Here is a 15,794-nt window from a genome sequence, read left to right on the forward strand (position 1 = left end):
TTGCAGGCGTTGATATTTACGGTACCTATCAGACAACCACATGAACCTACTCAAATCCTTGGCTGCCGTCAGCTCGATGACGATGTTTTCGCGGGTGTTGGGCTTTGCCCGCGATGCGATCGTCGCGCGGGTGTTCGGGGCCGGCATGGCAACGGACGCCTTCTTCGTGGCGTTCAAACTCCCGAATCTGTTACGCCGTATCTTTGCCGAAGGGGCATTTTCGCAGGCCTTCGTGCCGATCCTGGCCGAATACAAAAGCCAGCAGGGCGACGAGGCGACACGCACTTTTATCGCCTATGTCTCCGGGCTGCTGACGCTGGTGCTGGCGGTGGTGACGGTGCTGGGGATGTTGGCCGCGCCCTGGGTTATCTATCTCACCGCGCCGGGCTTTACCGATACGCCCGACAAGTTTGCCCTGACGTCGGCGCTGCTGCGCATCACATTTCCCTATATTCTGTTGATCTCGCTGGCGTCGCTGGTGGGGGCGATCCTCAATACCTGGAACCGCTTCTCGATCCCGGCCTTTGCGCCAACGCTGCTTAACGTCAGCATGATTGGCTTCGCGCTGTTCGCCGCGCCGTATTTCCACCCGCCGGTGCTGGCGCTGGCGTGGGCGGTGGTAGTGGGCGGCGTGCTGCAACTGGGTTACCAGCTGCCGCACCTGCGCAAGATCGGCATGCTGGTGCTGCCGCGCATCAAATTGGGCGATGCCGGAGTCTGGCGGGTAATGCGTCAGATGGGGCCGGCGATCCTTGGGGTGTCGGTCAGCCAAATCTCGCTGATCATCAATACTATCTTCGCATCGTTCCTGGTATCCGGCTCGGTGTCCTGGATGTACTACGCCGACCGCCTGATGGAATTTCCTTCCGGCGTGTTGGGCGTGGCATTGGGCACCATCCTGCTGCCGTCGCTGGCCAAAAGCTTCTCGAGCGGCAACCACGATGAGTATTCGCGCCTGATGGATTGGGGGCTGCGCCTGTGCTTCCTGCTGGCGCTGCCGAGCGCCATCGCGCTGGGCATTTTGGCCAAACCGTTGACCGTCTCGCTGTTCCAGTACGGCAAGTTCAGCGCCTTTGACGCGGCGATGACGCAACGCGCGCTGGTGGCTTACTCGGTGGGGCTGATGGGGCTGATCGTGGTTAAAGTGCTGGCGCCGGGCTTCTATTCGCGGCAGAACATCAAAACGCCGGTCAAGATCGCTATCATCACGCTGATCATGACGCAGGTGATGAACCTGGCGTTTATTGGTCCGCTGAAGCATGCCGGCCTGGCGTTGTCGATCGGCTTGGCGGCTTGCCTGAACGCCTCGCTGCTGTATTGGCAGCTGCGCAAGCAGAAGATCTTCCAGCCACAGCCGGGTTGGGCGCTGTTCCTCACTAAGCTGGTGATCGCCGTGCTGGCGATGTCGGCGGTGCTGATTGGCGTGATGTGGCTGATGCCGGCCTGGGATCAGGGCAATATGCTGGAACGTTTGCTGCGTTTGGCGGCGGTGGTGGTGGCCGGTGTCGTGGCCTACTTTGGCGTGCTGGCCGGGTTGGGCTTCCGCCCGCGTGATTTTGCGCGCCGCGTCGCCTGAGCCGAATGCAAGAACAAAAAAAGGTCGCCTTGGCGACCTTTTTACTTTCCGCGCGGTGCGGCTTACATACGTTCGACGGTTTCGATACCCAGCGTATCCAGGCCGGTTTTCAGCGTTTTAGCGGTCAGCAGCGCCAGCTTCAGGCGGCTCTGACGGGTTTCTTCGCTGTCGGCGTTCAGGATCTGGCAGTGCTCGTAGAAGCCGGAGAACAAGCCGGCCAGATCATACAGGTAGCTGCACATGACGTGAGGCGTGCCTTCACGTGCGACGGTGGTGAGCACCTCTTCGAACTGCAGCAGGCGGGTAGCCAGCGCAATTTCACGCTCTTCGGTCAGCGTCAGCGGCAGTGTCAGGCTGCTTTCGTCGATCCCGGCGCGCTTGAATACCGATGCCACACGGGTATAGGCGTATTGCATATAAGGCGCGGTATTGCCCTCGAAGGCCAGCATGTTGTCCCAGTCGAAGACATAGTCGGTGGTGCGGCTTTTCGACAGATCGGCGTATTTCACCGCGCCGATGCCGACCACGCGGGCCACGGTCTTCATTTCGTCTTGCGGCATATCCGGGTTTTTGCCGGCGATCAGCTGTTCGGCGCGTTCGATGGCTTCATCCAGCAGATCGGAGAGCTTCACCGTGCCGCCCGAGCGGGTTTTGAACGGCTTGCCGTCTTTGCCCAGCATCATGCCGAACATGTGGTGTTCCAGCGAGACGGACTCCGGCACATAACCGGCCTTGCGCACGATGGTCCAGGCCTGCATCAGGTGCTGATGCTGACGGGAGTCGATGTAATACAGAACGCGGTTGGCGCCCAGAGTTTCGTAGCGATACTTGGCGCAGGCGATATCGGTGGTGGTGTAGAGGTAGCCGCCATCCTTTTTCTGGATGATGACGCCCATCGGGTCGCCGTCCTTGTTCTGGTATTCGTCGAGGAACACCACGGTGGCGCCTTCGCTTTCCACCGCCAGCCCTTTGGCTTTCAGATCGGCGACGATGCCCGGCAGCATCGCGTTATACAGGCTTTCGCCCATCACGTCGTCTTCGGTCAGCGTGACGTTCAGGCGGTTATAGGTCAGCTGGTTTTGCGCCATGGTGATGTCGACCAGCTTGCGCCACATTTTCAGGCAGTACTGATCGCCGCCCTGCAGCTTCACGACGTAAGCGCGCGCACGCTCGGCGAACTCGGCGTCTTCGTCGTAGTGTTTTTTGGCTTCGCGATAGAACTGTTCCAAATCGGACAGGCCCATATCGCTGGCGTTTTCGTTCTGCATTTTTTCCAGGTAGGCAATCAACATGCCGAACTGAGTGCCCCAGTCACCGACATGGTTGGCGCGAATCACTTTATGGCCCAAAAACTCCTGGGTACGCGCCGCGGCGTCGCCGATGATGGTGGAGCGCAGGTGGCCGACGTGCATCTCTTTCGCCACGTTCGGTGCGGAGTAGTCGATAACGATGGTTTGGGGCTCAACCGGCGCAATGCCCAGCTTCGGTGCGTTCAGCACCTGATCGGCCTGGCGGGCGACCCAATCGCTGTTCAGGAAAATGTTGATAAAGCCGGGACCGGCGATTTCCACTTTACCGGCGACGTCGCCGAGATCCAGCAGTTGCACCACTTTTTCCGCCAGCTGACGGGGCGGCATGCCCAGCTTTTTGGCGACTGACATCACGCCGTTGGCCTGGTAATCACCAAACTGCGCCTTGGCGGAAGGGCGGACCTGCGCTTCGCAATCGGCTGGCGCGCCAGCGGCGATCAGCGCCTGGCTGACTTTATCTGAAAGAAGAACCTGAATATTCACCGGGTTACCTTAATGACGAACGAGGGGCTGAAGCCAGCCCCTGCGGGATTCAACGGTGGCGGGCGCGATGTGCGACCGCCACAAAACAGCCTGTAATTGTAACCGATCTGACGGAGCCCGTCAGCAGTTGGCGCGGCCGCTGCGATGAAACAGTTGTCGAGGGCGGCGCGTTGATTGCCGGAAGGTGAAAGCAGAATGATCTGAACAGAATGTACGAAGGGGAGAGTTGCGAAGCTAGCGCTTTTTATTGCGGCGACCGGCATCCAGCGTGTTGGCGCTGCGTGATTTGAAATGACGGTAGATGGCGTATACGGCGATAATTATCAACACCAAGGATATCGTCAGCAATAACATAATGATCATCTCGAATTTAAATTTCCTCCAAAGTAGCTGAGTTGTCTTGGTGAATCAATTGCCCGGGGGTAAATTAAGATAATCCTTAGTTTCACATCAATTAGTGGGGTTTATTGTCTTCTTTTACAATAGGTTGTGCTTATGGTTTTATGTGGTTTCGATAAGTGGATCAGGTTTGATTAAACCAGACTATTCAATCGAGTTGCCCAATGGACTGCAGAGAGTTTTGTGCAAAATAACTTAAATCATAGCGTCATGAAGAAAAGGTATAATGGCTTGCGAAAAATCTTATTTTTTATTTTTCTGTTGCTTTAATAAGCTGTCATCTTAATAAGGGACTGGTTTTTTTATTCTCCCCGTCCGCAACCAAAAATCATTCTGAACTGCCGCCGAAAAACGTCGTAACGGTGGCGAGCACTGCCGCCACCGTGTAAATTACCGCGTTTAACTTTGCGCTCCGTTGTTTTGAGGTTTCTATGACCACTCCCTTGCAGGCCATTGCCGAGCTTGACGATCTGAAGCTCGATTTGCCGCGTTTCGAGCAGGCGCTGCATCAATTTGCCGCCAAATTGCGGCTTGATCTGGCCGCGTTCACCGCCGATCACATCTCCCTGCGCTGTCACCAGAATGCCACCGCCGAACGTTGGCGCCAGGGGCTGATGCAGTGCGGGACACTGCTATCCGAATCGATGATCAACGGGCGGCCTATCTGTCTGTTCGATTTGTCTCAGCCGCTGGCCGTAGGGCCGTGGCGGATAGACTGCATCGAGCTGCCGTATCCTGGGGAGAAATGCTATCCGCACGAAGGCTGGGAACACGTCGAATTAGTGCTCAGTGGTGATCCTCAGACGCTGTACGCTCGGGCGTTGAGCCACCTTGCCGATGAGGCATTGTTGGCGCCGGGGATCAAGCTGAAGCAAAGCTCGCCAAAAGGCGAGGGCGAGCGGCTACCGAACCCGACGCTGGCCATCACCGACGGAACGGTCACGATCAAGTTTCATCCGTATTCCATTCGAGACATCGTCGCCAGCGAACAAGGTTAGCCAGGCAGCGCCGCACAGGCTCGCGCCATGCGATCGAGCGCTTCATCGAGCAGGGCCCATCGGCAACCAAAATTAAGCCGTACAAAGCGCCGATCGCCGAAGTCCAAGCCGGCGCTTAACCCAACGCCCGCACGTTCGAAGAACTGATGCGGGTTATCTACCGGCAGCGCGCTGCAGTCTATCCAGGCCAGGTAGGTGGCCTCGACGGGCAGCAACGTCAATCCCGGCATGGCGTTGATACGCTTTGTCAGACGATCGCGATTGGCGCGCAGATAAATCAACTGCTCATCCAGCCAGGGTTGTCCGTATTGATAAGCCGCCTGCGCCGCCACCAGCGCCAACAGATTGACCTCCGGCACGATGCCGCTGCGCGCGCGTTTCAGCTTTTGTCGCAATGCTTCGTTGGGAACGATCGCCATTGAGGCGCCGAGCCCGGCGAGATTAAACGTCTTTGACGGTGACATCAGCGTCACGCTGCGTTGGGCCGCGTCTTCATTCAGGGTGGCGAAGGGGATATGCCGCGCGCCGGGCTCAAGCAGCAGTTCGCAGTGGATTTCATCCGAACAGACGATTAAATCGTGTTCGCGAGCGAACTGATGGTGCTGCAACAACTCCTCTCGGCGATACACGGTGCCACCGGGGTTCTGCGGGTTGCACAGCAACAGGAGTTTTTCGTTGCCGTTGAGCTGATCATGCGTCGAGGAAAAATCCAGTCCCCAACGTTGGTTGACCGCTGTTAGCGATACCGGAAGGTGTTTACGCCCGGCGAATTTGGCCGCTTTGCGAAACGGCGGATAAATGAGCGAGGGGGCCAGCGTGCTCTGATGTTCTTCGGTGCAGGCCCGCACGCACAGGTTCAGGCCACACACCAGGCCAGGCAGGAAAATGATCCATTCAGGCTTGATGTGCCAATCGTAGCGCTCTACCATGCGGCGGATAAAAACCTCAATAAGATCAGGGGATTGGTGGGTGTAGCCGAATACGCCGTGTGCTACGCGGCGCTGCAAGGCTTCGATCACCGCCGGCGGTGAGGTGAAATCGCTGTCGGCGACCCACAGCGGGATGATGTCGCTGCCGCGATATTTATCCCACTTAACGCTGTCACTGTGACTGCGGTCTACCCATTGATCAAAATTGAATGCCATAGTGATAACCCTGAGCCGGTTTATGCCTATGCATGAGCCTACGTGAGAAATGAAGAAATGAACAATTGCCGCCGTATGTTGGCCGTTATCTGGGGGTGACAATGATAAAACTGGAAGTTTGTTGCTTTAGCGTCGACTGTGCGCTGACGGCCGAACGGGCGGGCGCCGATCGCATCGAGTTGTGCGCCAGCCAGAGCGAAGGGGGATTGACGCCGAGCTATGGCACGCTGCGTCTGGCGCGTGAGCGGGTTGCGATCCCGGTGCATCCGATCGTTCGCCCGCGCGGTGGCGATTTCTGCTACGGCGCGGTGGATTTCGAAGTGATCAAACAAGATATCCGCCAAATTCGCGAGATGGGGTTCCCCGGCGTGGTGGTTGGCATGCTGGACGACGAAGGGCACATCGATCTGCCGCGCATGCGCGAAGTGATGAGGCTGTGCGAAGGCATGGCGGTGACGTTCCATCGCGCGTTCGATATGTGCCAGAATCCGATGGTGGCGCTGGAGCAACTGACCGAGCTGGGTGTGGCGCGCATTCTGACCTCCGGCCAGCAGCAGAGCGCCGAACTTGGCCTGCCGTTGCTGCGCGATTTGCGCCAGGCCAGCCAAGGCCCGGTGATCATGGCGGGTGCCGGCGTGCGCCTCAGCAATCTGCATAAGTTTGTCGATATCGGCCTGCATGAACTGCACAGCTCTTCCGGCCATCTGGTGCCGTCGACCATGCGTTATCGCAAGGCGGGCGTCACCATGTGTTCCGATAACGAATTTGACGAATTTAGCCATTATTGCGTGGATGGCGAAATGGTGGAGGCGATGAAAAACGCGCTGGCCTTGGTTGATCCTCTGGCGCAAAGCGCATAAACACGCAGTTAGCCGCGTTTGACAACCGGTTTCCGGGCCGTAAGACCCCTTTGCGTGTCACTGAGCCCTCGGCGATCACGCAAGTACCAGGCCCCGGCGTTTTGCCGGGGCTTTTTTTATGCCGCGAGAGACTATTGCAACGTGTCAGGCGAGAAGTCGAAGATTTCACCCGGGCTAATGCCGCAGGCTAAAATGCGCACCGTATTATTGCCACTGCCGGGATTGACCAAGATATCGTGGATAGTGCGATTGTTGTTCATGACAAAACGCGCGTAGTAAAGGTTGCCGATGCGTATCCAGGGAATAGCCTGATTGCTCTCGACAGTGTCGGTATAGTTATCGTTGAACGAGCGGGCCCAAATGCCAGTCGAAGCTTGCGCGGTAGATTGATCGCCGATAGAGGATGCGATGGCCCAGAATGTCCTCGGTCCCATGCTCCGATGAATACGTTGACCCAAACCTTTGTAGGCCGGGTTGTCGCCAGTGGCTGTCAGAAGATTGCTGTCTACCGTCAGTTTCCCGTCGATAAACCAGCCTGTAGGCTGATTATCAGCACCGATGGCGATCAGATTGCTGTTCGTCAAATAATTTAGCGGGGCCTCATGCAGCTGATAACTGCGCTGTGCAATGCTCAGTGTGCCTCTGAGAATGTTGTAACCCGCTTCATTGTTCAGACTGCCGTTTGTCCACATTGGCATAACGGTGTTGCTGAATGAGAGTTGATACCCAGCGTTAGCTTCGAAGCGAATAGCCTGGGGCGACAGTGTGCCCTTGGGCCCATTGGCGGTAGCGAAGTTAACATTACTGATTTGAACTGGGGTGATATTAGATTGGCTGGTGGATTTTCTTAATACCAGGAATCCCCCAACGGCATCACCATAATCATTGATGTAGGAACCGTTGGCGATTTGAATATTGGCGGAGGAATCTGAGTCGATATCGATGCCGGTACCATTTCTGTCTGCCATGAAATTGCTTAGGCTGAGACCGCCTAAATAGGAAGTTCCTTGTGTTGTGGTTTTGATAAAGATCTTTTTGCCATAAGAGAATACATTCACCATAAACGTATTGTCGTGGCGATCGAAATTGAAAGCACAAGAACCGGCTACGGCGATAGAGGCAGTAACCGCGTTTTCTGTCGGACGCACGACATTGGCATTGACGTGAACATTGGTAAATCTGTTGATGTCCCTGCTTTCATAAACCCTGTAGTCGCAGCGGACTGCCCAACCGTAGATATTCTCAAAGTTGTTGGCTTCTCCTCGAGCTTCAACAAAGTCATAGGCGCCTACATAACGGCAGTTGGCGACTGACAGAGCGCCACCTGCCGTAATGGTGGCACCGTATTGAACGAATGCCTCCGGCTGGGTGGCAGTATATTTTTGATCCGGGTAGAGGAACGACCAACCATCAAAGACAACATTCTTATCGCAGGCGAAACAAACCGTACCCGCGGGTTTCTTGATAATGAAAGCACTGTCGTCCGCAAGGCCTGCCCGATTAGGACCATTGCTTGTGAGGCTTGCAGGGCCTTGAGCAATACCGCGACGGGAGCCTCTCACAGTGACGCCGCTAGCGACGTTGATAGGCTGAGCACTGGTCAGCAGATATTGAGCATTTTCCGAAGCATAGACCACTTTGTTTTTTAAACTCGCGGCATAGTTTAATGTCGCGCTGATTGCTGCATCCGAGGCGGAGGCACCACTGGGATCGGCGCCGAAGTGATCGAAACTAAGTTTCTGCTCCAGTCGTTTCCAGCGGGCTCCTCCCGATGTAACCACCACGGTGCCGTTATTGTCCGCACTGGTTGTATCCGTTTTCGCATAATAGAATTCTCCGCCGCCGGCGAAACGTCCGGCGGAGTGAGAAACTAAAAAGACAATCTGGTCATCTGTAACTGGCGTCAGATTACGCAATTCACTGATATTATTTACACTAATCATATTGCTCATGGTATTTCTCCTGTTGGTTGGCAACATGATTGTCAATCAGACGGGACGATTGAAACAGTCGATAAGGTTTGTAGGACGCTGATACAGCGTAAAGTCAGGCCCCGGCGTTTTGCCGGGGCTTTTTTTATGTTTTGTAAAGACCATTTGCCCGTTTCAACGCGGTATCTCGGTCGACCAAGCCCCCATATCTTCTTGCGATCGTCATGTCCTGCTGATAAGTTTGTGAGTTAAAATCCTTTAAATATCATAATATTAAATGATTTTTTTGTATGTATTGATGCGGTGAATTATTGGCGTCATGCCTCTCAACGCTGCGTCTGCGTTTTCATGTCCGAACACAGCCTGGCTGATGGCCGGAACATCACAGCACCAATGAGGAGAGCCGTCGGCGCAGCCACAGAGCACGTCGACGGCGGACTTTACAAGGAGATAACGATAATGACCCGAACGGCACACTGTTTGACCGCTGCGCTTTTGCTGACGTTGGCCCTGACCGGCTGCCAGACCGCCAAGCGGCCTGTTTCTACATTGAGTAAGCCGCCCAGCGCAGAAGAAGTTGCGGAGCAAGATAAGCGGCAGCGTGAGGCCGAGCGCATGCAACAGTGCCAGCGCGAACTGGATGCCATGCGCGGCATGGATAACGAGAAATATCAGAAATTCAAACGCGAGTTCGATACCTTGATGAGCGGCGCCGCGCAGTATGCCGGGGTACGTCAGCGGGTCAATACGGGCACGCAGGAAACCGTCGACGCGCTGTATCGTTATCGCACCAGCCGTCTCTGCGCAGACATCAGTTCTGCCATGATGACCGGCCTGGCTGAGCGCGGAGAACGCGCCCAATGACCCCTCGTGCAAGAAAGGCATTACTGAGCCTGATGATACCGCTGGCGTTTGCGCCAGCGGTGGCCGCGGCGGATGACGATGTGCCGGCGTTATTGCAGTTTGCCGAGCGTTATCAGCGGCAGGATGCACCGGCGGCTGATACCGTGGTTACCCCATCTCGGGAAACCCAAAAGCCGGCGTCCCGGCCGATTCAGATTCGTGAAACGGCTGCGCAGAGAAAGCAACTGACGCAGCTGCAAAAGGCGCTGCGTGAGAAAGAGACTCGATTGGAACAACAGCAAGCCGCTATTCAATCACTGCAGCAGGAGCTGACCGCGCTGCGCGTTGCGTCATCCCTGACGGCTGCCGATAAACCGGCACCTGCTCCCGATCTGAGCGCGTTGAGCGACTTCGCCAGCGGCGTGCGACAGGCGCTGAATCTGACGCCGCAGGAACGCAAGGCTCAGGCGCAGATCGCCGAAGCGCAAGCCGCGTTAGCGCGGCAAAAGCAACAAACCGCGGAGCGAGATCGGCGCATTGCCTTGCTGGAACAACGGCTGGCGGCCTTGCCTAAACCAGCGGAAAACGTTCGGCAGCAGGTTTGGGAGGAGAAGCTGGCGGCGGCGCAAACCGCCAACGATAAAGCGCGTCAGCGTTATGAACAGGACAAAAAAGCGGCCGCTGCTGAGCTGGAACGACAGAAGGCCGAAGCCGCCAAGTTGACGGGGGAACTGCAGCGGCAGCTGGCACAACTGCAGAAAGAACAGGGTGTCCAACGACAACAGGAGGGGCAACAAGAGAAAAGCCTGAAGACAGCGCTGGCGCAGCAACAGGCCGAAGCCGCCAAGTTGACGGGGGAACTGCAGCGGCAGCTGGCACAACTGCAGAAAGAACAGGATCTCCAACGCCAACAGGCCGAAAAACAGGAGAAAAACCTGAAGATGGCGCTGGAGCAGCAAAAGACCGAGACCGCCAAAGCGACGGGGGAACTTCAGCAGCAACTGGCAGCGCTGCAAAAAGAGCGTGATGACCAACGCCAGCAGGCCGAGCAGCAAGAGAACAGCCTGAAGGCGGCGCTGGCAAAGCAGGCGATAGAAGCCGCCAAAGCGACGGAGGAACTGCAGCGGCAGTTGGCGCAACTGCAGGAAAAAAACAAAACGCAAACCGAGCAGGCCAAAACGCTGGAACAACGTCTGGCGGCGGTGACGGCGGAAAGCGCGCAGGCAGCGCAGAAGAGGGATGAAGCGACGCAACGGGCGGATAAAACGGCGGCGGAGCTGGCTGCCGCCCATCAGGCTCAGCAAGCTTTGCAAGACGAACTGAGCGGGCTGAGATCGCGGGCCAAATGGTTGCCGGAGGTGAAAACGCTGAAGAAAAAGCCGGAACAACAGAGCTATGCTGCCGGCGTCGCCCTGGGGCGCGATATCCAAACGATGCTGGCGGAGCGTAAAAATTGGGGCATCACACCCGATAAAACCGTGCTGCTGGCCGGCGTGATCGATACCTTCAACGGCCATTACCAGTTGAGCGATGCGCAGCTGACCCGCGCATTGGCGGAGTCGGAAAAAGCGGTGAACGACGCCAGAAGCCAGACGGCGAAGAGGCAAACCAGCAAAGGCGAAGCGTTCGTTGCCGAGTTCAAAAAGAAGAAGGGCACGCAGAAGTCGCCAGCCGGCTTCTGGTATCGCATCGATTATGCGGGTGATGAAACCATTGCGGAAAACGCGCGGGTGGATATCGTGGTGAAAGAGAGCTTAACCGACGGCAGCGTGATCCAGGATATGGATCGCAGTGGAAAGGTGATGTCTCAGCCGCTTTCCGCCTATCCGCCGTTGTTCCGCGAGGCGATCGGCCATCTGAAAAATCACGGTTCGCTGACGATGGTGGTGCCTCCGGAGTTGGCGTACGGTGAAACGGGCTATGCGCCGCAGATCCCGCCGAACGCGACGATGGTGTATGAGCTGCGGATTGTCGATGCCGGCAACGGGTAAGTTGAGGCCGGCGCAGGCCGGCCCGATTAGCAAGCGCTAGGGCTTTTTGGCGGTCAATACGGCGCGCAGCGGCGCAGGATAGCCTTCAACCGTTTTGCTGCGGTCGTTCGGGTCGAGGAATTCAGCCAGCGACTCGCTGGTCATCCAGTCTGTACGGCGCTGTTCTTCGAGGCTGGTGACGCACATATCGGCGATTTTCACGTCGACGAAGCCGCATTTCTCCAGCCAGCATTTCAGCGCTTCGGCGGAAGGAATGAAATACACGTTGCGCATCTGCGCATAACGGTCGCCCGGCACCAGCACCTGGTGGCGATCGCCTTCCACCACCAGCGTTTCCAGCACCAGTTCGCCTTCAGCTACCAGCTGATTTTTCAACTGATACAGATGATCGAGCGGCGAGCGGCGGTGATACAGCACCCCCATCGAGAACACGGTGTCGAATGCCGCCAGTTCCGGCAACTGCTCGATGCCGAGCGGCAGCAGGTGGGCGCGCTGATCGCCGCCCAACAGCTTGCGCACCGCTTCGAACTGGCACAGGAACAGCTGCATCGGATCGATGCCTACGGCAAAGTGTGCGCCGGCGCCGATCATGCGCCACAGGTGATAACCGCTACCGCAGCCGACGTCGAGAATGGTGCGTCCGGCCAACGGGGAGATGTGCGGCAGCACGCGATCCCACTTCCAGTCGGAATGCCATTCGGTATCGATATCGATGCCATACAGCGAGAACGGCCCTTTACGCCACGGCATCAGGGTGCGCAGCATTTTCTCGACGCCTTCACGCTGGCCCGGTGACAGGCCAGGCTCCATCTCAGCGCGCACGCCGTGCAGCAGATCGAGACGGGTGGGGGTCAGCGTCGGCAAATGCTCCACCGAGTTGAACCACTGCTTGAATTTGCCGTGCAGCGATTCGCGTTGCCAGGCGCTCAGCTGCGCGGGCAGCGTATCCAGCCAGTGGCTGAGGGGGCTCTTGGCAATGCGCTGATAGAAATCACCGAATTCGATCATTGCGCATCCCCCGCTTTCAGGGCGATCAGCGAACCGAAGTTGAAGCACTGGAACCACACTTCAGCATGCTCGAATCCGGCCTGTTGCAGACGCGCCTTGTGCGCCTCCACCGAATCGGTCAGCATCACGTTTTCCAGCATGCTGCGTTTTTGGCTGATCTCCAGCTCGCTGTATCCGTTGGCGCGTTTGAAATCGTGGTGCATGTTGAACAGCAGCTCGCCGACTTCGGCGTCTTCAAAGCTGAACTTCTCCGACAGCACCAGCGCGCCGCCTGGGCGCAGGCCACGATAGATTTTCTCCAGCAGGCGCAGGCGATCGGCCGGCTCGAGGAACTGCAGCGTAAAGTTCAGTACCACCATTGAGGCGTCTTCGATGTCGATGTCGCGAATGTCGGCTTCGATGACATCAACCGGCGTGTCAGCGCGGAAGGCGTCAATATGGCGGCGGCAACGTTCTACCATCGCCGGCGAATTGTCGACGGCGATGATATTGCAGCCGGGCACCTTGATATTCCGCCGCATTGACAGCGTCGCCGCGCCCAGCGAGCAGCCCAGGTCATACACCCGGCTGTCGGGTTGCACAAAACGTTCGGCCAGCATGCCGATCATCGAGATGATGTTGGAATAGCCGGGAACGGAGCGTTGGATCATGTCGGGGAATACTTCGGCGACGCGTTCGTCGAAGGTCCAATCGCCCAGTTTGGCGATGGGGGCGGAGAAAAGAGTATCGCGGTTTGGCATAGCGGCAAATCAGTTCAGAATTCGAAGCTGCGTAGTCTAACAGAAAAGCGCAAAAAAGCGGAGCGGAAGCAGGCGGCGCGGCCGCCTGATGATAAAACGGGATCAGTGCAGGCTGAAAATCAGATCCCAAGGCAGATAGAAGATATTTGCCAGAACCATCAACAACAAAGAGATATAGGTCGCGGCCATGCCTGAACGGCGCCAACGAACCTCGCGGTTGCGTAAACCGTAGTAATGCACCAACCGCCCGGCCATCAGCATCAGGCCGCAGAGGTGAATCATCCAGATTTCTGCGCCGTTCATTTCCATGATCACCAGCAATACGGCAGCGATAGGAATGTATTCAACGGCGTTGCCATGCACGCGGATGGCGGTCTGCAATTCGTAGAAACCGCCGTCGCCGTAGGCTACGCGGTACTGCATCCTTAACCTGACTACGTCATAAGAGAGTTTGATCAACAACAATGCGCCGAGCACCACATAAAGCGCGCTTACCATTTTTAACTCCGTTCCCTAACCAAAACTGGCAGCCAGCATCATAGCCGTCATTGTATTCACTGTCGCGGGGAAATATTTGATGTTATTGGTCAGATTAATAGGTCAAAACAGTGCATCTTGTTCTGGCCAGTCTGGCGGCGCAGGCAAAGCAGGGATCGCCAGGCGCAACTGCTGCCAAATTTTTTGCGCCTGCTGGGGCGAATCGCCGTTGTCCGGCGTATGAATAAACAGATAGGGCTGATGCTGTTGCTGCCACAGCGGCAGTTTTTGTTGCCAGGCTTCGAACCAGCGCAGGTTATCGGCCAGTTGGTCACCGCCGATAAAGCGCACCAACGGTTGGTCGGCGGTGACCAGAGCGTGTACCGGCAGCTTCGGTTTTTTCTGCTGGGCATCGCGCACGGCGGCGGTATTGGGGGCGGCGTGATGCACCGGGCGGCTGTCGAGGATCACCCGATTGATGCCGCGCTGGTGTAACCCCTGATTCAACGCGCGCTCTTCCTCACCCTTGGCGAAAAACGCCGGATGACGCACTTCTACGCCGTAAGTGAATTCCTGCGGCAGGCTTTCGAAGAACTGCCACATGCGCGGCAGCTCATCGGGGCCGAAGGCGGCGGGCAGCTGCAGCCACAACTGGCCGATGCGCTGATGCACCGGGCCCAGGCAGTGGTAAAATGCCTGTAGCTCGGCGGCGCAGTTGCGCAGGGCGGCCTTGTGGCTGATGTCCGACGGGAATTTGAAGCAGAAGCGAAAATCGTCGCCGGTCATGTCGCGCCAGCGCTGCACGATTTCCAGTTTCGGCAGCGCGTAGAAGGTGGTGTTGCCTTCCACGCAGTTGAAGTAGCGGCTGTAATCCGCCAAATCACGCAGCCCGATACGATTCCAGGCTGAATGTTGCCACTGCGGCAGTCCGATGTAGATCACGGCGTCGTCTTCCTTTACTTGTGCTTGGTTTATCAGGCTACAACTTAACGTTACCGCTCGAGCGCGGCAAGAATTTCGCCGGTGTCGCGCACCCGCGCCAAACGCGGGAAGATGTGTTCGAACGCGAAGCGGTGCATTTCCGTGTTCTGCGCGCTGCAGACGTCTTCGGCGATCACCAGCTCATAGCCGTGCTCCCAGGCGGCGCGGGCGGTGGATTCCACGCCGATATTGGTGGATATGCCGCCCAAGACTACGGATTTGATGCCGCGGCGGCGCAGCTGCAAGTCCAGATCGGTGCCGTAGAAGGCGCCCCATTGGCGTTTGGTGATCAGAATATCGTTGTCGCAGACCGCCAGCGGCGCGGGGAATTCCCACCAGCTGGCCGGCAAACCGCCGGCGGGCGCGGGAGCCGGTTTATCCACCGGTTGTTTCAGCGCCTCGGCGAAGGAGTCTGACCAACCGACGCGCACCAACAGCACCGGCGCGCCCAGCATGCGAAAACGGGCGGCCAGCAGGGCGGCGTTCGCCACCACCTGGTCGGCGCCGTGCGGGCCGCCGGCGTAAGGCAGAATGCCGTTTTGCAAATCGATCAGCACCAGAGCGGTGGTTTGGGCGTCAAGTTTCAGCATGGATTTCATCTCGTTGCGAAGTGGATAAAAACTGTTCGGCGCGTCGGGCGAGCTGCGTTCGGCGCAAAACCGGGGGAGAATCAGGCTACGTGAAAAAACTGTCGCAGGTTAATGGGAAATTTGTTAACCGATGTGTTGATTCGAACAAAAACGCGCCATTTAGTGCAGTAACAATGCTGTGTTCGCACTTATCGGGCGGATGAATTTCCTTTATAATGACTCCCTTTTTTCAACACTCTTTAATCCAACGACCTATGCCGATTTATGAATATGCATGTGGTGCTTGCAACCATCGGTTAGAGAAATTGCAAAAATTTTCCGATGCGCCGCTGGCAGACTGCCCGGCGTGTGGGCAGCCCGCGTTGACCAAGTTGATTTCATCTTCCGGTTTCCAGCTTAAGGGCACCGGCTGGTATGCGACGGATTTTAAACCGGGCAACAAGTAGAATTTATCAGATAACA

14 protein-coding genes are annotated in these 15,794 nt (G+C 57.0%); 6 read left to right on the forward strand and 8 right to left on the reverse strand.

What is annotated here, in order from left to right:
* Positions 1–40: 40 nt before the first annotated feature.
* Positions 41–1,576, forward strand: coding sequence for a murein biosynthesis integral membrane protein MurJ (gene murJ, locus JL05_RS14710; RefSeq protein ID WP_033632836.1), 1,536 nt, complete (start codon positions 41–43; stop codon positions 1,574–1,576).
* A 62-nt stretch (positions 1,577–1,638) separates the two neighbouring features.
* Here the strand turns inward: murJ and argS are convergent, their stop codons facing one another.
* A complete protein-coding gene (gene argS / locus JL05_RS14715; protein ID WP_015378141.1) occupies positions 1,639–3,369 on the reverse strand; it encodes an arginine--tRNA ligase in 1,731 nt (576 codons plus the stop codon).
* Between the two features lie 830 nt (positions 3,370–4,199).
* Here argS and JL05_RS14720 point away from each other — a divergent pair.
* Positions 4,200–4,766: a VOC family protein gene (locus JL05_RS14720; protein WP_033632837.1), complete on the forward strand. Its 567-nt coding sequence runs from the start codon at positions 4,200–4,202 to the stop codon at positions 4,764–4,766.
* Here JL05_RS14720 and JL05_RS14725 read toward each other — a convergent pair.
* Positions 4,763–5,911, reverse strand: a complete 1,149-nt coding sequence (locus JL05_RS14725) for a MalY/PatB family protein (RefSeq protein ID WP_033632838.1) — start codon at positions 5,909–5,911, stop codon at positions 4,763–4,765. The two genes, JL05_RS14720 and JL05_RS14725, sit on opposite strands and share 4 nt — an antisense overlap.
* A 101-nt stretch (positions 5,912–6,012) precedes the next feature.
* Here JL05_RS14725 and cutC point away from each other — a divergent pair, with 101 nt between their 5' ends.
* Complete coding sequence (gene cutC / locus JL05_RS14730; RefSeq protein WP_015378138.1) at positions 6,013–6,771, forward strand: copper homeostasis protein CutC; 759 nt, start codon at positions 6,013–6,015, stop codon at positions 6,769–6,771.
* Positions 6,772–6,902: 131 nt separating this feature from the next.
* Here the strand turns inward: cutC and JL05_RS14735 are convergent, their stop codons facing one another.
* Positions 6,903–8,723 carry a putative phage tail protein gene (locus tag JL05_RS14735; RefSeq protein ID WP_033632839.1) on the reverse strand — a complete coding sequence of 607 codons (1,821 nt, stop codon included), beginning with the start codon at positions 8,721–8,723 and terminating at the stop codon, positions 6,903–6,905.
* Positions 8,724–9,161: 438 nt separating this feature from the next.
* On the opposite strand from JL05_RS14735, the gene JL05_RS14740 reads away from it, so the two are divergent.
* Positions 9,162–9,566, forward strand: a complete 405-nt coding sequence (locus tag JL05_RS14740; RefSeq protein ID WP_033632840.1) for a YuaE family lipoprotein — start codon at positions 9,162–9,164, stop codon at positions 9,564–9,566.
* On the forward strand, positions 9,563–11,536 hold the full coding sequence (locus tag JL05_RS14745; protein ID WP_050501249.1) for an FKBP-type peptidyl-prolyl cis-trans isomerase N-terminal domain-containing protein: 1,974 nt from the start codon (positions 9,563–9,565) through the stop codon (positions 11,534–11,536). Before JL05_RS14740 ends, JL05_RS14745 begins: the two co-directional genes overlap by 4 nt.
* Before the next feature lie 36 nt (positions 11,537–11,572).
* On the opposite strand, the gene cmoB is transcribed toward JL05_RS14745, so the two are convergent.
* From cmoB to JL05_RS14770, 5 genes are all read right to left on the reverse strand, one after another.
* Complete coding sequence (gene cmoB, locus JL05_RS14750; RefSeq protein ID WP_015378134.1) at positions 11,573–12,544, reverse strand: tRNA 5-methoxyuridine(34)/uridine 5-oxyacetic acid(34) synthase CmoB; 972 nt, start codon at positions 12,542–12,544, stop codon at positions 11,573–11,575.
* On the reverse strand, positions 12,541–13,284 hold the full coding sequence (gene cmoA, locus JL05_RS14755) for a carboxy-S-adenosyl-L-methionine synthase CmoA (protein ID WP_033632842.1): 744 nt from the start codon (positions 13,282–13,284) through the stop codon (positions 12,541–12,543). The genes cmoB and cmoA overlap by 4 nt, the downstream gene beginning before the upstream one ends.
* A 102-nt stretch (positions 13,285–13,386) precedes the next feature.
* Complete coding sequence (locus JL05_RS14760; protein ID WP_004932387.1) at positions 13,387–13,782, reverse strand: MAPEG family protein; 396 nt, start codon at positions 13,780–13,782, stop codon at positions 13,387–13,389.
* 102 nt (positions 13,783–13,884) lie between these two features.
* Positions 13,885–14,700 (reverse strand): DUF72 domain-containing protein, encoded by an 816-nt coding sequence (locus tag JL05_RS14765; RefSeq protein ID WP_139182589.1) that lies wholly within the window; start codon positions 14,698–14,700, stop codon positions 13,885–13,887.
* 53 nt (positions 14,701–14,753) lie between these two features.
* Positions 14,754–15,332 (reverse strand): hydrolase, encoded by a 579-nt coding sequence (locus JL05_RS14770; protein WP_033632844.1) that lies wholly within the window; start codon positions 15,330–15,332, stop codon positions 14,754–14,756.
* Between the two features lie 254 nt (positions 15,333–15,586).
* On the opposite strand from JL05_RS14770, the gene JL05_RS24905 reads away from it, so the two are divergent.
* Entirely contained in the window at positions 15,587–15,778 is a 192-nt protein-coding gene (locus JL05_RS24905) for an FmdB family zinc ribbon protein (protein WP_033632845.1), read from the forward strand.
* Positions 15,779–15,794: the final 16 nt, after the last annotated feature.

The organism is Serratia nematodiphila DZ0503SBS1 (genome assembly GCF_000738675.1).
In the GTDB taxonomy this organism is placed as follows: Bacteria; Pseudomonadota; Gammaproteobacteria; order Enterobacterales; family Enterobacteriaceae; genus Serratia; species Serratia nematodiphila.